Origin of the sequence: Clostridium thailandense, from assembly GCF_019207025.1 — a bacterium.
In the GTDB taxonomy this organism is placed as follows: domain Bacteria; phylum Bacillota; class Clostridia; order Clostridiales; family Clostridiaceae; genus Clostridium_AM; species Clostridium_AM thailandense.
The window spans coordinates 1-17861 of sequence record NZ_JAEEGC010000118.1 but is presented as its reverse complement, the minus strand read 5'-3'; the positions used below and the strand labels follow the sequence as shown (position 1 = coordinate 17861).

The following is a 17861-nucleotide window of genomic DNA, read 5'->3' as shown; positions in this document are numbered from 1 at the left end:
AAAGAAATTAAAATGAATATAAATTTGGAGGAGAAAAAAATGGGAGAAGCATTAAGAGGACTTAAAAGGACAATTATGTGTGGACAATTAAGAGAATCCCATGTAAATGAACAATTTACAGTCATGGGATGGGTTCAAAGAAGAAGAAATCTTGGAGGCCTTATATTTGTAGATTTAAGGGATAGAACAGGGATTCTTCAAGTAGTATTTGGAGAAGAAATAAATAGAGAAGCTTTTGAAAAAGCAGATTCTTTGAGATCTGAATACTGTATAGCAGTTACAGGAACTTTAGTTAAGAGAGAAGCTCCAAACTCAGAACTTCCTACAGGAATGGTTGAATTAAAAGGAGAGAGCGTAAAGATATTATCAGAGTCAGAAACGCCTCCTATATACATAAAAGAAGACCTAGATGCAGGAGAAAATATCAGATTAAAATATAGATATTTAGATTTAAGAAGACCAGATATGCAAAGAATTCTTATGACAAGACATAAGACTGCTAAAGTAGTTAGAGATTTCTTAGATGAAAACGGATTTTTAGAAATGGAGACTCCAATACTTACCAAGAGCACACCAGAAGGAGCGAGAGATTACATTGTACCAAGTAGAAATTATCCAGGAATGTTTTATGCTCTTCCTCAATCACCACAGCTGTTTAAGCAGCTGTTAATGGTATCGGGTTATGATAGATATTTTCAAATAGCAAAATGCTTTAGAGATGAGGATTTAAGAGCAAATAGGCAGCCAGAATTTACTCAAATAGATATGGAACTTTCGTTTGTAGAGACAGACGATGTTATAGAGCTAAACGAGAGATTAATTAAAAGAGTATTTAAAGAAATGCTAGATGTAGATGTTAAGCTTCCTATAGAAAGAATGCCTTATAAAATAGCTATGGAGAAGTATGGATCTGATAAACCAGATTTAAGATTTGGGATGGAAATAAATGATTTAACTGAGGTAGTTAAAGATGTAGATTTTAAAGTATTTCAGGATGCTATTGAAAATGGTGGTTCAGTAAGAGCTATAAAAGCTCCTAATTCTGCTGGTATGGGAAGAAAGCAAATCGATAAACTTGTTGAATTCGTAAAAACTTATGGAGCTAAGGGATTAGCATGGATAGCTTATAAAGAAGATGAAGTTAAATCATCTATAAGCAAATTCTTAACAGAAGAGCAAACAAAAAATATTTTAAATACTATAGATGCTAAAGTTGGAGATTTAATATTAATAGTAGCAGATAAAAACAGTGTAGCTTTTCAGAGTCTTGGTGCGTTAAGACTTCATATGGCTAAGGAATTGGGAATACTTGAAGGCAATAAAGAATTTAGATTTGTATGGATAACTGAGTTTCCTCTTTTCTCATACAATGAAGAAGAAGGAAGATTTCAGGCAGAACATCATCCATTTACTATGCCAATGGATGAGGATATTCAGTACTTAGATACTGATTTAGGAAGAGTTAGAGCTAAAGCTTATGATATTGTATTAAATGGAGAAGAACTAGGTGGAGGAAGTATCAGAATACATGATACAAAACTTCAAGAAAGAATGTTTACTGCAATAGGACTTACGCACGAACGTGCAATAGAGAAATTTGGATATCTGTTAGAAGCATTTAAGTTCGGTCCACCACCACATGGCGGTCTTGCTTATGGATTTGATAGAATGATTATGTTCCTTGCAGGTACAGAAAACATAAAAGATGTTATAGCTTTTCCTAAAAATCAGAATGCCTTCTGTCCTTTAACAGAAGCACCAAATGTAGTAGACAAAGAGCAATTAGATGATTTAGGAATATATATAAAGGAATAAAAAAATTTAAATGTTTACATGGATGATTTGTAGATAAATTCTGAAAAATGTGATATAATATTTCTAAAGAAAAAATTATATAAAGCATAAATTCCTACTATGTGCGTAGAATGAGTTTATATTGACCCAACAATTTTGAAATGGGAATCGGACTCTTTTTATGGAATGATACTCAGGCAGATTTCCCTGAGAACAAGAAGTAAAAAGGAGATGCCCACCTGCGAGAGCGGGTTCAAACATGACTCAGGATACGGCATGGTGGGGTTTTATTTTATTTTGATTAATTAAAGAGCATCTCACATAATTTTGATGGAGATGCCTTTGTTTCTATAAATTTTCTTTTAAGTGCAATAAAGAATCTTCTACTTCTTCTCTTGGAAGATTGCCTTTTTCTAAGGTTTCATCGTCTTGAGTAAGTAAATATTCATAGAAAGAAATTCCTTTTTCTATTAAAGACTGGTCAAAGTTATTATTTTCTAAAATTTCATAAAGCATATTTTCAGCTTTATCATACATGTTAATCTTAATATAGTAATCCAATATTTTACATTCAAGAGAAACTGGAAGTTTATAATCAGATACCTTGGATATTATTAGATCTATATCAGCAAAATAATTTTGAAGATCACAATTATTATCTTTATTTATGTATGCTTCTAATAGCAAGTTTAAGGCTTTTATGTTCAGGTAAAAAGCTTCATTAACATTATCTTGAGATTCGTAAATTTCGCTTTCTTCTTCTAAAAGCTTTGCCATCATAATGCACTTATCTGCATTCAAAGTTCCATCAGTTTTTATCATATCCATTAAATTCTCATCTGAGAAAGAATTAAAGAATTTAGAGCTTAATCTAAATATTTCTTTAAAAGCATCGTCAATTGCAGTTAGAGCTTCTTCGTTTTTTCCTTCACTTTTATATTCTAATATTTTTTCTAAGGCATCAGCAAACTTCTTTACTAACGCAGCTGTAAGATTAGATTTTATTGCCATTTTCAATACCTCCAAAAGTTGAATATATCACTATTATTATATAATAAATAGACTATAATTCATATTGTTTAAACTAAAATCCCCTCTTAAACTTTGATGTTTAAGAGGGAAATAAGGTTTTTGATAAAATTAAACTTTCCCCAAGGATATTGAAAAGTTTAATCTATTTATTTATCAAATTGTTAGCTATATTTACAAGGAAATCTTGAACGTTTGTAACTATAGAGGTTACTTCTAAACTCCCTCTATCTTTAAGCTTATTTACGCCAAATTCAGATATATCTACAGTGTATATGTATACTGGTCTTATACTATTTTTCTCAACCTTGTACGTTGGAGTCATATTACCTGTAGCTATAGTATGAAGCTGAGTAGCTAAGCATATCACTGTAGTTGCTTTTTTACAATGAGGTCTCATGGTATTTTGAGCCTCATAAACATCAGAAATTACAGAAGGAAGAGGTCCATCATCTCTTATTGAGCCAGCAAGAACAATAGGTACATTATTTTTTGTACATGTATAAATTACTCCGTCTTTAATATTTTGCTGTTTAATAAAGTTTTCAATCGAACCCGCACGTCTAGCCTTATTTATTATATCAATATGATTATAATGGCCATTAAAGACTGAGTGTTGAGTATATATATCTTGACCTAGGGCTGTTCTAAGAACTGAACCCTCCAGATCATGTGTTGCTAATGCATTACCAGCAAAAAGGGCATGAACATAGCCATTATCTATTAGATCAGACATTGCTTTTTTTGAATCATGGTCAAAAACTACTGCAGGTCCTAGAACCCATAAAATATACCCATTTTCTTTCTCGTATTTTAAAAGTTCGTAAAGACTATCATAATCTTTTGAATAAGAACTCTCTCTTGTTCTACTGGCTCTAAAGGCAAAAGATTGTTCTTCAGTTGAAATTGATTTGAAACCATCTACATAAACAAGAATTCCATCTTCTGTATTTTCTCTCCTTCCGAGCACAATCGTATCACCAATATGTAAGTTCCTAAACTCCTTAATTTCTAAGGTCTTATTTTCCTTAATAACTACAGCGCTGTCCATTCTACTTTCTGAAGCAAGTATCCATTCACCATCTATTTTAAAATATTCTGGGTATATTGAAGTTGCGTGGTAGTTTTCAGGAGCTGTTCCTTCTAATGTAACTTTTTCAGTATTAACATTTGGGGCAGAAATAAAAGGCTCTTTTGTAAAATCTGGTGGACAATATTTAGGTAATTTGAAGTTCATAAAAATACCTCCATTTTATTAAATTAATGTAAACTTATATAATTTTGAATTAAAAGATAAACTTTACTAAAACATGAATTGATAGTGAATAAGTAGTAAAGTTATAAATATATTCTTTAACTATATTTACTGTATTATTCTTTGAGCATAAAAACTATAGTTGAGGAAAAGCTAGTACTAGAAAGGAGAGAGAGAGATGCAAAATAAAATGAACTATACTACTAATAATAAAAAAGAAGATGGAAAGTTTAAAAAAAAGAATATAAAACATGATCCACTGGATGAGAGTTCAAGAGCGAAATTTGGTGCACCATCTGAAAAACATCTAGATTAAGTAAGGAATAATTTTGATTTAATATAAATAGAAAAGGGGAGCTTTTATGGAGAATAGAAACAAGCAGCCTAAAAAATGGTCTAATGATTTAAATAGTGCTAAATATCACTCAAGAAGTGCAGAATATAAAGCTGAACATAAAAATGGAAAAAATGGCAAGGAAAATTGGAAGGTAGAATAATAGGACTTTTATGGAGGTAACTAATTGTGGATATTCAGAGAGTTAAAGAGATAATGAATTCATCAGCTAATATTGAAGTTTTGTATAATTATCATCCTGTATGGATTGATGGTGTGGATGACAAAGCAGCAATAGTTAAAGTTAGAATTTTGGATATGAGAGAAGAGGTATATGTTCCTGTTGAAGATTTAGTTGATACAGGAAAAGTTATAAATATTGATTATAAACATTGATATTGTATAAGGAGGAAATGCTATGGGAAGATGGAGAAATAAAGGCAATCATGAAAAAGCTATGGAAACGGCTAAAGATTTGATTGATAAAGGAATGGGGATGGGTGAAATAAAAGAATCAACAGGTTTGAATGAGCATGATGTTATCAAAGCTAAAGATAAGATGAATGGTAATAGATAAGGGGAGGTTTTCTTATGAGTGATAAAAAAGAGGGTTTAAAACAAGAAGCTAGGGAAATGCTTCTTGATGGAGAAACAGCAGATAAAATTAAAGAAAAAACTCATTTAAGACAAAAGGATATAAAAAGAGTGCAGGAAGAAATAACAAAACATTTTTAGAGTAAAAGACTAATGGATGAAGAGTTCCATTAGTCTTTTACATATATTCTTTTTAATATAAGAATTTATATTAAAAATTTTAGTATATGGTGTATAATGATTATAGTATAATAGTTTATTTCACTAAGAAAGTTTTACGGGATGGTGGGAAAATGCTTAAGAGGGATACAAGAGTTCAGATTTTTATCGTAGAAGGTGGAAAATACGTTTTACTGAAACATCATGATATAAAGAAAAATTTATATTTCTGGGGAGTTCCAGGTGGTGGAAGAGAAAATGGTGAAACTGATGAAGAAGCAGCTATTAGAGAAGCCTATGAAGAAACTGGACTAAAAATTAAGCTTCTTCCTATAAAAATTGAAGGTGTACCTCAAATAAAAAACTCGATGTATAAGCGCGTAGTAACTTTTTTAGCATATTCTATTGATGGTAAAGCCCAGGTTGGTATTGAACCAGAACCAGAATTAAAGCAGTATTATGAATTAGTTGATATGAAGTGGAAAGATTTTTATGATGATACGGGTTTAGATGACATAACTTATAACGATATAAATCCTTTTAGACACATAATAGATTCTAATAAATTTATTAAAAGAAAGGAATTTGTTGTATGCAAAATGGAAGATAACATTAAAAGATATTTACTAGATTATGATGAAAAAAAACTGGAGTTTGGTTTTATTCATAAAGAAAATAGTGTTGTACTTAAATATAAAGATAGTGAAGCTCTGGGATTTTTTTTAAGTGAAAATGAAGGAAATTTATATAAAAGAGATATAATTTATATTGTACTAGATGAAAATGAAAAATTAAATGAAGAATGTACTGGAAAGTGGTTTAAATATGAGGAATTAGATAAAATAAAGTTAGAAAAAGTCTGTAAAAAAATTCTCGAAAAATTGAATAAAAAGACTTAAACTATAATTAAATTTTAGAAGGAATAATTGCAGTAATGGTAGAATATATTTTTTTATAGATTTATATTATTTATGAAAAGGGTAATTATTATGAATGAGCATAAACAGTCTGGAATACATTGTGTTTTTTATTATTACGGGGTAGAACATTTAGCTATTAACCTTTATGATTATGTTAATAAAGGAATCAAAAAAAATGAACTGGTATATTTATGCGTGGAACCGGAAATATACAAAACTATATTTAAGTATTTACATAAACATAATAATCAAATAGAAATTTTAAATATTGATTGTTTAATTGATAAGCATAATACTAATGAGATAGAGGAACTATTAACAAGCTTTTTAAGTTATAAAGAAATTGCAAGGAAAAAAGGTTATTCAAGTATAAGGATTGTAAATCAAGTAAATTATTTACTAAGCAGTATATCACAAAATCAATTTATGGATTTTGATAACCTATTAAATAAGGTAGTAGAAAAACTAAATATTTCTGTAATGTGTGCTTATGATTTTGACGACTATTTAAATAAAAAACAGTTAATTAATGATGCTTTAATGAATCAGTCCTTTAGGTCGCATGATCACAGATTTTATAATTTTAAAATGATTAAAAATAACGGATGTATATAATATATTTATATATCCGTTATTTTATTTTACCTAGAAAGTATAAAATAATATGGTTAGGAAAAAATAAATTTGGAAAAGAGGTGTTTGTCTATGAACCCTAAGAGTAAATTAACAAACAAGCAGGCCGCAGCTATAGGACTTGATATGATTGACAATGGGAAAAATCCATATGAAAAAGAAAGAAAAGAGAAACAAGGAAAAAATGATAATGTAAAGCCACATTAATTTAGTTTTGGAGGAAGATATTATGCCTAAAAAAAATCAAAAACTTCCACATGAACAAGAAGTCAGACACGCTAAAAGATTAATTAATAGAGGTAATAGTATTACACAAACTATACAGGATACTCAGCTAAGTCATACAGATGTATTGAAAATAAAGAATGAAGGTATGTGAAATATATGGAAAGCCTCAGAAAGTATTACTGAGGTTTTTTGTCATATAATTAAATTATAAAAACATGAGAAAGGTGAAACTTTATGAAAAGACATATGATAGGAAATAACATAAGCGATGAAGCATTGCATAAGAGAATGGAAATTAACAAGGCTAATAGAACTACTAATAAAATAAAAACAGTAGAAATTAAACCAACAATGCAAACAGGCTATAATGAAGATGGAACTATAAAAGAAGAAGAAATAAAACCTTTTATGTATGAACTAAATGGTATAAAAGATAAATAAGAGCTGAAAAGCTCTTTTATTCTTCAAAATAAAATTAATTAGATTTCTTAGTTAAATTATCATATAATATATATCTGTTACATAAAAATTGGACAACTATCAAGGTTGTGGATGCTATAGAAGTGCCAATTAAACTTACATAAGAACCAGGCAGTAAAAATTGAATAAAGTAAATAACAGAAAAAGCTACTAAAAATTCTAAAATAGTAGTAGTTAACAGAAAACCTGGTTTTAAAAGTGGCCATTCTATTAAATGTACTGATGCTGCAAGCATAACACCGACAAATAAGATTTGATAAAGGTAAGGATAATTTATTTCTGCAGATAAGTAATTAGAAATTAATATTATTATAGGATAAACAATAATTTTAGTTAAAAAGCTTGTCATTAGCCAAAAACTCCTTTCATCCTGTTACTTAGTACAATAATATTGTGTCCCAATTTTGAAAAATAATAGCTTTTTTTCATTTAATTAAATAGATTAATAATTATGTAATGGAGCAAACTTATAATACAAACAAATAGTATAGCAGTTAAAGATTTAAGTGAATATTAAGAGGAGGGAATATATATGGCAAGTAAAGGAAACAAAGTATTAGTACCAGAGGCTAAATATGCACTAAATCAATTTAAGGAAGAAGTTGCAAGTGATTTTGGCTTAACAAATTATGAAAGCATAGATAAAGGAAATTTGACATCAAGAGAAAATGGTTCAATAGGTGGAGAAATGGTAAAAAGAATGGTTGAATCATATGAAAAAGGTTTAAGATAGAATTAATTAAAGGTCAGATGGCCTAGGGCCATTTGACCTTTCAATGTACAGAAAAATGCATAAATAAAGGAAATGATTATAATGAGAAGATTGAATTCAAATGAAAAAACTGAGAGAACACAAATAAAAAGCTTAAACCCTCAAAATGATGTGGAGACAGATGCACAGGTTTATGGAGATGATAGTAATATATCTACTCAAATTGTAACAAACTATTATTACAATTCTAAAAAATAAATAATATTTATAAAGAAGTGACTTAAGAATAATCATAGAATGTCTTAATTAGGAGGGAATTATATGAGAGAAGGATTAGTACCTACAGCATTAGGCGTTGCAGTAACTACAGGAGCAGCTGCATTAAGAACTATGGATATAAAAAAGAGAGGAATGAAAAAAAGAGATATGCTTCCTATGGTAGAAACTGCTGTATTAGGATTTGGATTAGCTCATATAGTATTAGGAGCTATAGATTTGGTAGAGCATAGATAAAAATAAAAAATGATTAAAAGAAGCTATTTTTTTAAATTAGCTTCTTTTAATCATTTCGATAAATGTTTTAAGTAGATGTTAATCATAATTCTAAGTGTAGTGCTATATTATCAAGGTATTATATATTTTATCCATTATCTTAAAATTTATACTTTTGAGGCATAGAAACAAATAAATAATTATTTATGTAATTTTTAATATTAATTAGACTTTTTACATTTAAATTAATAGTTTATTAATCAGGAAAATACATAAACTTATAATACAATAAGATATAAAAGGAGGAATAAGTTATGGCAAGTAGAGGAAACAGAGTATTAGTACCACAAGCAAAAGAAGGTTTAAATAGATTTAAAATGGAGTCAGCTAGGGAAGTAGGTGTAGATCTAAAAGAAGGTTATAATGGAGATCTTACTTCAAGAGAAAATGGATCTGTCGGAGGACAAATGGTTAAAAAAATGGTAGAAGCTTATGAAAAAGGCCTATAATAAAACAAATATAGATAATAAAAACAGAAGTCAGGGACAATTTATCCCTGACTTCTGTTTTTATTATCTATAAACTAATGTTATTGTTATTATTTTTTCAATGTACATTTTACATAATACAATCAGAAAATCCAAAGTATAGTTTTTTATACGCTTATAATTCAAAAAAAATCAAATTATTCAAAATAATGGTTGAAAAATCTTGCTAAATAATGTATAATATAATTATAATTAGCAAATATTAATAATTTTATAGTAAGTTATATTTGTTAATTATTATTAAAATGGGGGGTGCTTATAGTGAAAAAAGAATTGATTAGGAGAATAGAAAAAATGAGAGGCTATATGCATGACTTGATAAGTAGAAAGGGCAGTTTAACTGATCCTGAGGTAATATTAGCAAGTCAAATGCTGGACAATGACTTGAACGAATACAACAGATTGTTAAACTAAATATATAGTTGATTATTATAAAAGGGGTGTCCTGAAACTAACTTAGTTTTAGGACACCATCTTATTTATAAGAAAATGATATTTTTTTGTGAAAAAATGAAAGAACGAATTAATTTAGTAAAAAAATTGCTAAGTCTAAAAACCTCTTGTTTGTTACTTTAAGTCATATAGTACAATTTAAGTAGAGGTGATTTATAATGCAAAACAAAGAGTTTATGACGGTAGGAGAACTTGCAAAAAAAATGGATACCACCGTTCGTACCTTGCAATACTACGACAAAGAGGGCTTATTGAAACCGTCTGCACAAAGTGAAGGCGGCAGGAGGCTTTATACCAATAAAGATATGATTAAGCTTCATCAGATTTTATCTATGAAGTTCTTGGGATTTTCAATTGATGATATTAAAAACCGATTAATACCTCTTGACACCCCTCAAGAGGTTGAAAATGTTTTGAGTGATCAAGCACAAATTATTAAAGAAAAGATTTTTAATCTCACTGAAGCTCTATCGGCAATAGAGGCTCTGAAAGATGAAGTTAAACAAATGAATATTGTGGACTTTGAGAAATATGCTGATATTATCAAGCTATTACAGATGAAAAATGAAAACTATTGGATTGTTAAGTTGTTTGATGACAAACTCATGGCAAACATTAGGAAAAATTTTACAGAAAATTCTGGGAAAGCACTTTTCATGAAATGGGAAAGCTTGTGTGACAAAACTGCACAGCTTAAAATTAAGGGTGAACCTCCGGAAAGTGATATTGGTCAAGAAATTGCTAAAGAATGGTGGAACATGGTATTAGAGTTTACAGGTGGCGATATGAGTATGCTACCAGAGCTTCAAAAGTTCAATGAAAATAAAAAAGACTGGATCAAACAGTACAGAGAGAAACAGGAAGTGGCCGACGAGTTTATTTGCAAGGCATTGAGTATTTACTTTCAGAATCAAGGGATAGTAATTCCGAATATGGAGGTGCCAGAATTATGAATGTAGCCATTCAGGTTGAAAATTTAGTAAAAAGCTATGGAGCAAACATTGTGATTAACAACATTTCTTTTGCTGTAAATCGTGGTGAAATTTTTGCCTTACTCGGTACAAATGGAGCAGGAAAAACAACAACTCTTGAATGCATTGAAGGTATTCGAAAATATGAAAGTGGAAATATTAAAGTAAATGGAAATATAGGAGTTCAACTTCAATCTTCATCACTACCTGCAAATATTAAGGCAATAGAGGCGTATAGATTGTTTTACAAGTGGAAAAAAGCACAAGTAAATTTCAATTTATTTAATGTTTTTGAACTCGAACAGTTAAAAGACAAGCAATATAAAGAAATGTCTACAGGCCAAAAAAGGCGATTACATTTAGCACTTGCACTCATAGGCAACCCTGATATTATATTTCTTGATGAGCCAACTGCGGGACTTGATGTAGAGGGGAGGGTGTCCCTCCATTCACAAATACGCAAATTGAAAGAACAAGGAAAAACCATTATTATGGCAAGTCATGATATGGCAGAGGTGGAAAGTCTTTGCGACAGAATTGCTATTCTCAAAGATGGCAAAATTGCTTTTGTAGGCACAACAATCGAACTAACTAATAAAGAGAGAGAGCAATGTAAAATTTTCATCAAAACAGAAAGTGCGTTGAAAAACGCTGATTATGAACAAGGATATTGGGCATTTGCTTCTGAAAATATAGGGGATACTTTGTATGAATTGCTTGAAACCTGCAGGCAAACACAAAATAAGGTTCTTGATGTAAAAATTGAAAGAGCTACGCTTGAACAAAGATTTATAGATATAGCAAAGGAGGAGGATAAACAATGAATGCATTTCTTTATGGAGTAGTATTACACTGGAAACTTGACATTAGAAACAAAGGTGTACTACTCACGTATTATGTGGTACCGCTTGTATTTTTTGCTTTTATGGGGGGGATTTTTACATCAATTAATCCTATAGCAAAGGATACGTTAATTCAATCTATGACGATATTTGGGGTAACGATGGGAGCGATTTTAGGAGCACCTACACCACTGGTAGAATTGTATGGCAGCGAAATAAAAAAGGCATACAAGGTGGGAGGTATACCATTATGGGTGGCAGGAGTCAACAACTTCATTTCAGCTTTTGTTCATCTTTTCATAATGAGTCTTGTGATATTTTTTATAGCACCACTAGCATTTAATACAAAAATCCCTGAAAATTTGATCCTTTATTTTCTATATTTAGGAATTTTTATTATTGCTTGTGTGGCAGTTGGAACGGTATTAGGAGTGCTTATCAAAAGTACATCAAAGCTTACAATGACATCACAGTTTATATTTCTACCCTCAATTATGCTGGCTGGGATCATGTTCCCAGTAAATATGCTTCCCAAAGCACTTGAAAGCTTAGGCGAAATTTTCCCTGCTACATGGGGATTTAAGCTTATGACAAGTGAAACTTTTGATGTAAAAATTATAATACCACTTGTTATCATCATGTTTGTATCAATTTGTATCAGCGTATATGAATTATCAAGAATTAATCTTGAATAACTTTAATTAATTAATATAATTGAAGTTGATCTTTGTATTTAGACAGTATAGCCTTTAGTCAATCATTATAATGGTCAGGACAATGGGTATTTCCAGAATCTAAAGACATTGCTACTGTTTCAGAATGTTCACAAGTAAAAGTGGCAGCTAGTTGATATTCTCTTTGATTTTTTTCTTAGCAAAGTAGCTTTTTTCAGCTAGCTCAAAAGTTTTACCATTAGCAATTAAACCTGTTTGGTCACAGTATACGACTACTTGCGTATGAGAGTAGACTGAGTTATTCCATAAAAAGATGGTGATGAATATCTCAATAAGAATTCATGGACATTTTTAACAGATGAAATAATTTTATAATATGGTATAATTATCCTTGAGTTGAATGAAAATTGCATAGTTATGAAGATATACAAATTAATTTTAACTAGGAGGTGGAATTATGTGTAACTATTACAGACAGAATTTAAACTCTACGAAACTTTTTCAAGTTTACCAGACAAAGTATCCAAGGATTAAGCGCTATTTGAATGAAGAAATCGATTTTGTGTGCCGAAATTTGCATGGCAACGAGAAAGTGCTGGAGGTTGGAGCTGGATACGGACGTGTCATTAAGAAATTGGCTCCTTTTTCAGCCAGTGTTGTAGGAATTGATATATCGGAGTCAACAGTGGATCTTGGAAAGGATTATATAAAAGAATGCATGAACTGTAACATTCAAGTTATGGATGTCTATAACCTTGCGTTTGATGAAGAATTTGATGTCGTATTGTGCCTGCAAAACGGTTTATCAGCGATGAAAGGACAACCCATGCATCTGATTGAACAATGTATAAAGGCACTGACTCCTGGAGGAAAGGCCTATTTCAGTACATATAGTCCAAAATTTTGGAAGCATCGGATGACCTGGTTTCATGAGCAGGAGGCTAATGGTTTACTTGGAGAAATCGATTTGGAAAAAACAAAGGATGGAACAATAGTATGCAAGGACGGGTTCAGTGCTATCACCTTTTCAGAGGATACACTTAAAGAACTAGGAGAGGAGTCAGGGTGCTATTATCGCATTGAGGAAGTAGACGAGTCAAGTCTCTTTCTTATCCTTGAAAAGACAGAATAATATCTATACTTTTTATACAATTGTAAAAATATATGGAAAATGTGGTACAATTTTTATATTGATTAAATCGCAATAGTAATAAAATGCTATTTATGAAAAATATAAGAAAACTCAATAAAGAGCAATTTATAGAGGAGGTAAAACATGAAAAAGTTAGGTTTAGTTGGAGGAATGGGTCCTGAGTCCACAATTCCATATTATCATGATATTGTATATGGAGTCCAAAATAAAGTTGGGAAAAAGTTTTTTCCTAATATGACTATTGAGAGTGTGAATGTTTTTGATGTCCTCAATATGTGTGAAAGGAAAGAATATGAACAACTTGTCAATTATTTAATGGTGGCAATAAATAATTTGAGAGTCAGCGGTGCAGATTTTATAGCTTTATCGGCTAATACACCACACATTGTTTTTGATGAGCTTAATAAGCTTTCTAATATCCCACTTGTGAGTATTATTGAGGCTACTTGTGATGAAGTAAAACGACGTAATATATCTAAAGTAGGGTTGTTAGGGACAATATTTACTATGGATGGAGAATTTTTTAAAAAGCCATTCATGAAAAATCATATAGAAGTGATAACTCCAACTGATGAAGAAAAAGAGGTTGTTAATCAAAAGATTTCGCAAGAATTAGAGTTGGGTATTGTCAAGGATGAAACTTTATCAGCATTTCTGAAAATTATTCAAAGAATGAAAGTTGAAAATGGGATACAGGCAATTATTTTAGGTTGTACTGAGTTGCCGTTGTTGTTCAAGGGAGTTAAAACCCCAGTAGATTGTTTGGATACAATGCAGATACATATTGATACTCTTGTTAACATGATTATAGATGATTAGATTTAATTTCAATTTGTAGAGTTGAGGTAATATAATTTTAGCTTCAGTTCTGTTATATCTTTCTTATTTAACGTAACAACTAAAAATACTAACAATTTACCTAAACACTGTATTATTCAAAGTTGAATAATACAGTGTTTTTTGCTGCAATACAAAGATTATGTTCAAATTTGCAATTGAAAGTACAAACGATGTCTTTGAAATTTCAATATTGTGGTGTTAAAAAATGAAACTTCTTTATATTTGGTACAAGGATAGTTACCAAATTGAAATATGAATTTTTAATAAAATGTAAAGTTGCCTTGACATAATGGAATGGAATATTTAAATGGAAAATAAAGAGAAGTTTGATTCGATACTTATAGGTTCTGCAGTATTTGCAATACTTTTTATTGGTTTAGGAATTTGGGAATTTGTTACTAAAAGGCATGGTTATCTTGTTACACTTGGTATAGGTATATTTTCATTGGTGGCTATGGCATAGATGAATTAAGAATTAAGGCAGGTGATACTTCAAAGAACACAGACTGGAGTAAGAAACACTTTTATACCTTATATATTTATTAAGGCAAACACAAGATAAGGAAAATGAAAGATATGAGGATTAGAGAAAAAAGTTTATAAGTGAAAAATCTAAAAGTAAAAGTTTTGATGTTCTTTTTTTGTTATTGTCATATTTCATCTTTTAATAAGTACTGGAAAAATTGTAATAGATTCTAATATAGTACTCTTAATTTTAATGGCTGGTGCTTTAATAATTCAACTCATTAGTTATTTAGCATACAAGTTCAATTATTAATGATACAAACTTGTAGTTAAAAATATAACAATCAAATAATTTATTAGAGCATCGCATTATTCAAGTTGGATTTCGGGGTGCTTTTTATGTAACAATAACAAAAATAAATAGCTTAGAATCTATTCTAAAAAAATAGATAACATACTAAAGTTATTACTTGATATAGTTGATAAAAAGATTGCATGGTATGGAAGTATTAATTTATTAAGTTTTGGGAGAGCAGAGGAAAGTATCATGAGGTTAGAAAGCATAAATATTTCAAATGAGTTATTAGGGACTTTTGAATAAAATAAAGGTTAAAACAATGATGGATACTTTTTATATAATTATCTTTATTTACAAATCATTAATGAAATAAATACTTATTTAACACTAATTAAATAGTAATGTAACATGTTTGAAACTAAAGTGTAACAATTGGAATTTATAATAATAATTGTCCTAAGGAAATAAACCTTAGAGGAAATATTATTATATCCCTCGATTAGTGAAATTAGAAGGTAAACATTAGTGGAAGACTTTTGCTTACTTTTTAATGTAAAGGGAATAATTATTAAAAAGCTTAAGAAAAGGAGTGTTTAATATGAGAACTGAAAGAAATAAATATATTAAACGACTTATGGAAAAGTACAGTATATATGATGAAAGAGAACTGCATAATAAGATAACACACGAAGAATATAATAAACTTATAGAATTAGAATTGAATTCAGCAAGAGAAGCTTAGAAGATAGGCTTCTTTTTCTATTTATATAAATAAGGATATAATTAAAGAACTTATATCAATTGAATATAATCTAAAACTAGGTTTATAGAGACAGTAATACTTTATTGGAATATAGGAAAAATAGTGAAGACAGAAATACTTGTGGAACTGTATTTAAGATGGCTTAAGAAGAATGAAATGACAGAAGGTGAAGAGGGACCAATTGCTTTAATTTTATGTGCTGAAAAAAATTCAGAAGAAGTGGAACTGCTAGAGCTAGGGTCAAGTGGAATACATGTGGCTGAATATATGACACAGTTACCACCAAAGGAAGTTTTACAGGGGGAATTACATGATGCTGCAGACAACAAAACTGCATATAGGGAAGGAACTCTGCTTTATTCAAGTTTTCAGAGGAGGTAAGAGTGAGTGAATGCGAAAGCTAACAACACCATAGACAAAGTTCGAGAACTTCAGAGAAAACTATATCTAAGTGTCAAAGCTAATAAGAAACGAAAGTTTCATGCACTATATGACAAAATATATAGAGCAGATATTTTATTAAAGGCATGGAAACAAGTCAAATCCAACAAGGGAACTGGTGGAATAGATGAAGTTTACATTGAAGATGTTGTTAAATGTTAATGTAAAGGCGGCAAACTTTAAAGACAACCAAACAGTAGATACTAATAAGACATGGACAATCAAGTTTACAAATAATGTTAAGTTTGAGGAACTTATTAAAAATAGCTTGAGCTTTGCAAAATCAATGGTTTAAGATAGTTTAACGGATAAGGAAATAGCCGAAAAAATAGGTATGAGTTACTCAACTTTTAGGCGATATAAAACTCAAAATTCAGACCTAAAAACTACAATTGCTCAAGGAAAAGATAGAAGAAATCAAAAGGTAGTTGAAGCACTATTTAAATACTGTACTGGATATAAATATTATGAGGAAGTACCAACTAAGGTTAAAGAGGATGTTCTTATAAAGTCGGTTAAAAAGTATAAAGGGCCTGACTTAAATGCACAAAAGTATACACTTATTAAGAAAGCTAATTGGGCTGATGGTTTGTGATAAAATATACTTATGAGTTAGGGGGAAATAGTAGGGCATTACGTCACTAAATTTATTCTATGTTAAATAGTAAATAAATGTATTATAATTTATATATCTACATTCAACTTTTATTGAATTACAAGTGTAAAAATAGAGAAAAATATAGGGGGATACTTAATGGAGAACAATAGAAACATTTTAAATGACCAAAATCCACATTGGGAGAGAACTTTTTCAGATAATGAAGATATGTTTGGGCAATCACCAAGCGAATCTGCTATAAAAGCAGTTAAAATATTTAAGAATCAAGGAAAGACAAAAATTCTTGAATTAGGTGGTGGTCAAGGAAGAGACACTATCTATTTTGCCCAAAATGGTTTCCAAATATATGTTTTAGATTACACAAATAACGGAATTGAGACTATCAATAAAAAAGCACATCAACTGGGTTTATCTAATTCCATTACTGCAATTCAACATGATATAAGAAATCCGTTACCTTTCGATGATGAATTCTTTGAAGGGTGTTATTCTCATATGTTGTACTGTATGGCTTTAGGTACTGAAGAGCTTGAGTTTCTTTCACAAGAGGTAAGAAGAGTTTTGAAAACAGATGGAATTAATACTTACACTGCTCGAAATACAAACGATTCTCATTTTGGTACTGGTATTCATAGAGGAGAAAATATGTATGAAGTCGGTGGTTTTATCGTTCACTTTTTCACTAAAGAGATGGTAGCTAAATTGGCAAAGGGATATACTACGTTAGAAATTAGTGAATTTGAAGAAGGACAATTACCACGAAAGCTTTATCAAGTAACGCTACAAAAACAGAAATGTTGCTAAATACATTCCATAAAATATTAAATAAACCTAACTGACACAATTTTTTTTATTTAACATAACAATTGAAAAAATAAATAATTTTTGTGAACACTGCATTATTTAAGTTTGAATTCTGCGGTGTTTTTGTGTTGTATAACTCTTATATTATGCAGCAACAAGGGCAGAAATGATCTTTTTTATTTTGCCCAAAAGAGAGGTGAAAAATTGAAGTTTTTAGACTGGATAAAAGATTTTTTTACAGGCGATAAAAGCACAGTTTATCTCAATGAAAAGGCTGTAGAGGCTCAAGAAATTCAACTTGAAATAGAAGCATTTGCAATATCATCGGCTATAGACATCTACGGCCGACAGTTAACTTAT

General features: G+C 30.1%; 31 protein-coding genes and 1 other RNA gene. 29 read left to right on the top strand and 3 right to left on the bottom strand.

Annotated elements, in window-relative coordinates; genetic code table 11:
- Positions 1–39: 39 nt before the first annotated feature.
- Together aspS and ssrS are read left to right on the top strand one after the other, a co-directional pair.
- Positions 40–1815, top strand: coding sequence for an aspartate--tRNA ligase (gene aspS, locus I6U48_RS20550; RefSeq protein ID WP_218322352.1), 1776 nt, complete (start codon positions 40–42; stop codon positions 1813–1815).
- An 88-nt stretch (positions 1816–1903) separates the two neighbouring features.
- A non-coding RNA gene (gene ssrS, locus I6U48_RS20545) (6S RNA) lies at positions 1904–2084 on the top strand.
- A gap of 58 nt (positions 2085–2142) precedes the next feature.
- Here ssrS and I6U48_RS20540 read toward each other — a convergent pair.
- Together I6U48_RS20540 and I6U48_RS20535 are read right to left on the bottom strand one after the other, a co-directional pair.
- Complete coding sequence (locus I6U48_RS20540) at positions 2143–2805, bottom strand: DUF6483 family protein (protein WP_218322351.1); 663 nt, start codon at positions 2803–2805, stop codon at positions 2143–2145.
- A 163-nt stretch (positions 2806–2968) separates the two neighbouring features.
- A complete protein-coding gene (locus tag I6U48_RS20535) occupies positions 2969–4060 on the bottom strand; it encodes a putative NPN-dependent ornithine cyclodeaminase (protein WP_218322350.1) in 1092 nt (363 codons plus the stop codon).
- A 196-nt stretch (positions 4061–4256) separates the two neighbouring features.
- Here I6U48_RS20535 and I6U48_RS20530 point away from each other — a divergent pair, with 196 nt between their 5' ends.
- The 10 genes from I6U48_RS20530 to I6U48_RS20495 all read left to right on the top strand — a co-directional run bounded on the left by I6U48_RS20530 (position 4257) and on the right by I6U48_RS20495 (position 7387).
- Positions 4257–4394, top strand: a complete 138-nt coding sequence (locus tag I6U48_RS20530; protein ID WP_218322349.1) for a CPC_1213 family protein — start codon at positions 4257–4259, stop codon at positions 4392–4394.
- 46 nt (positions 4395–4440) lie between these two features.
- Complete coding sequence (locus tag I6U48_RS30185) at positions 4441–4575, top strand: hypothetical protein (RefSeq protein ID WP_281421842.1); 135 nt, start codon at positions 4441–4443, stop codon at positions 4573–4575.
- A 26-nt stretch (positions 4576–4601) separates the two neighbouring features.
- The gene (locus I6U48_RS20525) at positions 4602–4808 is read left to right on the top strand and encodes an H-type small acid-soluble spore protein (protein ID WP_218322348.1); all 207 of its coding nucleotides are present in this window, start codon (positions 4602–4604) and stop codon (positions 4806–4808) included.
- A 22-nt stretch (positions 4809–4830) separates the two neighbouring features.
- Complete coding sequence (locus I6U48_RS20520) at positions 4831–4989, top strand: hypothetical protein (RefSeq protein ID WP_218322347.1); 159 nt, start codon at positions 4831–4833, stop codon at positions 4987–4989.
- 14 nt (positions 4990–5003) lie between these two features.
- The gene (locus tag I6U48_RS20515; protein ID WP_218322346.1) at positions 5004–5147 is read left to right on the top strand and encodes a hypothetical protein; all 144 of its coding nucleotides are present in this window, start codon (positions 5004–5006) and stop codon (positions 5145–5147) included.
- Positions 5148–5299: 152 nt separating this feature from the next.
- Positions 5300–6064 carry an NUDIX hydrolase gene (locus I6U48_RS30360; RefSeq protein WP_218322345.1) on the top strand — a complete coding sequence of 255 codons (765 nt, stop codon included), beginning with the start codon at positions 5300–5302 and terminating at the stop codon, positions 6062–6064.
- Positions 6065–6154: 90 nt separating this feature from the next.
- Positions 6155–6700: an MEDS domain-containing protein gene (locus I6U48_RS20505; protein WP_218322344.1), complete on the top strand. Its 546-nt coding sequence runs from the start codon at positions 6155–6157 to the stop codon at positions 6698–6700.
- A gap of 90 nt (positions 6701–6790) precedes the next feature.
- Entirely contained in the window at positions 6791–6925 is a 135-nt protein-coding gene (locus I6U48_RS30175) for a hypothetical protein (protein WP_281421841.1), read from the top strand.
- Positions 6926–6947: 22 nt separating this feature from the next.
- Positions 6948–7097 carry a hypothetical protein gene (locus tag I6U48_RS20500; RefSeq protein ID WP_218322343.1) on the top strand — a complete coding sequence of 50 codons (150 nt, stop codon included), beginning with the start codon at positions 6948–6950 and terminating at the stop codon, positions 7095–7097.
- An 83-nt stretch (positions 7098–7180) separates the two neighbouring features.
- Positions 7181–7387: a hypothetical protein gene (locus I6U48_RS20495; protein ID WP_218322342.1), complete on the top strand. Its 207-nt coding sequence runs from the start codon at positions 7181–7183 to the stop codon at positions 7385–7387.
- A gap of 34 nt (positions 7388–7421) precedes the next feature.
- Here I6U48_RS20495 and I6U48_RS20490 read toward each other — a convergent pair whose 3' ends face one another.
- Positions 7422–7775, bottom strand: coding sequence for a hypothetical protein (locus I6U48_RS20490; protein ID WP_218322341.1), 354 nt, complete (start codon positions 7773–7775; stop codon positions 7422–7424).
- 183 nt (positions 7776–7958) lie between these two features.
- Here I6U48_RS20490 and I6U48_RS20485 point away from each other — a divergent pair, with 183 nt between their 5' ends.
- The 17 genes from I6U48_RS20485 to I6U48_RS20405 all read left to right on the top strand — a co-directional run bounded on the left by I6U48_RS20485 (position 7959) and on the right by I6U48_RS20405 (position 17501).
- Complete coding sequence (locus tag I6U48_RS20485; protein ID WP_218322340.1) at positions 7959–8159, top strand: alpha/beta-type small acid-soluble spore protein; 201 nt, start codon at positions 7959–7961, stop codon at positions 8157–8159.
- An 81-nt stretch (positions 8160–8240) separates the two neighbouring features.
- On the top strand, positions 8241–8396 hold the full coding sequence (locus I6U48_RS20480) for a hypothetical protein (RefSeq protein WP_218322339.1): 156 nt from the start codon (positions 8241–8243) through the stop codon (positions 8394–8396).
- 63 nt (positions 8397–8459) lie between these two features.
- Positions 8460–8651, top strand: a complete 192-nt coding sequence (locus I6U48_RS20475; protein ID WP_218322338.1) for an asparagine synthase — start codon at positions 8460–8462, stop codon at positions 8649–8651.
- A 293-nt stretch (positions 8652–8944) separates the two neighbouring features.
- Positions 8945–9139, top strand: a complete 195-nt coding sequence (locus I6U48_RS20470; RefSeq protein WP_218322337.1) for an alpha/beta-type small acid-soluble spore protein — start codon at positions 8945–8947, stop codon at positions 9137–9139.
- A 291-nt stretch (positions 9140–9430) separates the two neighbouring features.
- Positions 9431–9592 carry a Spo0E family sporulation regulatory protein-aspartic acid phosphatase gene (locus I6U48_RS20465; protein WP_312891103.1) on the top strand — a complete coding sequence of 54 codons (162 nt, stop codon included), beginning with the start codon at positions 9431–9433 and terminating at the stop codon, positions 9590–9592.
- 197 nt (positions 9593–9789) lie between these two features.
- Complete coding sequence (locus I6U48_RS20460; RefSeq protein ID WP_218322335.1) at positions 9790–10584, top strand: MerR family transcriptional regulator; 795 nt, start codon at positions 9790–9792, stop codon at positions 10582–10584.
- Positions 10581–11426: an ABC transporter ATP-binding protein gene (locus I6U48_RS20455; RefSeq protein ID WP_218322334.1), complete on the top strand. Its 846-nt coding sequence runs from the start codon at positions 10581–10583 to the stop codon at positions 11424–11426. Before I6U48_RS20460 ends, I6U48_RS20455 begins: the two co-directional genes overlap by 4 nt.
- Positions 11423–12139: an ABC transporter permease gene (locus tag I6U48_RS20450; protein ID WP_218322333.1), complete on the top strand. Its 717-nt coding sequence runs from the start codon at positions 11423–11425 to the stop codon at positions 12137–12139. The genes I6U48_RS20455 and I6U48_RS20450 overlap by 4 nt, the downstream gene beginning before the upstream one ends.
- Positions 12140–12575: 436 nt before the next feature.
- Positions 12576–13250, top strand: a complete 675-nt coding sequence (locus I6U48_RS20445) for a class I SAM-dependent methyltransferase (RefSeq protein WP_218322332.1) — start codon at positions 12576–12578, stop codon at positions 13248–13250.
- Between the two features lie 144 nt (positions 13251–13394).
- Entirely contained in the window at positions 13395–14090 is a 696-nt protein-coding gene (locus tag I6U48_RS20440) for an aspartate/glutamate racemase family protein (protein ID WP_218322331.1), read from the top strand.
- A gap of 328 nt (positions 14091–14418) precedes the next feature.
- Positions 14419–14574 carry a hypothetical protein gene (locus I6U48_RS20435; protein ID WP_218322330.1) on the top strand — a complete coding sequence of 52 codons (156 nt, stop codon included), beginning with the start codon at positions 14419–14421 and terminating at the stop codon, positions 14572–14574.
- Positions 14575–15472: 898 nt separating this feature from the next.
- Entirely contained in the window at positions 15473–15616 is a 144-nt protein-coding gene (locus I6U48_RS20430) for a hypothetical protein (protein ID WP_218322329.1), read from the top strand.
- 123 nt (positions 15617–15739) lie between these two features.
- Entirely contained in the window at positions 15740–16018 is a 279-nt protein-coding gene (locus I6U48_RS20425; protein WP_246615474.1) for a hypothetical protein, read from the top strand.
- Between the two features lie 6 nt (positions 16019–16024).
- Positions 16025–16240 (top strand): hypothetical protein, encoded by a 216-nt coding sequence (locus I6U48_RS20420; protein WP_246615473.1) that lies wholly within the window; start codon positions 16025–16027, stop codon positions 16238–16240.
- Positions 16206–16373, top strand: a complete 168-nt coding sequence (locus tag I6U48_RS20415) for a hypothetical protein (RefSeq protein WP_218322328.1) — start codon at positions 16206–16208, stop codon at positions 16371–16373. The genes I6U48_RS20420 and I6U48_RS20415 overlap by 35 nt, the downstream gene beginning before the upstream one ends.
- Positions 16374–16412: 39 nt before the next feature.
- Positions 16413–16673, top strand: a complete 261-nt coding sequence (locus tag I6U48_RS20410) for a hypothetical protein (protein ID WP_218322327.1) — start codon at positions 16413–16415, stop codon at positions 16671–16673.
- A 159-nt stretch (positions 16674–16832) separates the two neighbouring features.
- A complete protein-coding gene (locus tag I6U48_RS20405; RefSeq protein WP_218322326.1) occupies positions 16833–17501 on the top strand; it encodes a class I SAM-dependent methyltransferase in 669 nt (222 codons plus the stop codon).
- Positions 17502–17861: the final 360 nt, after the last annotated feature.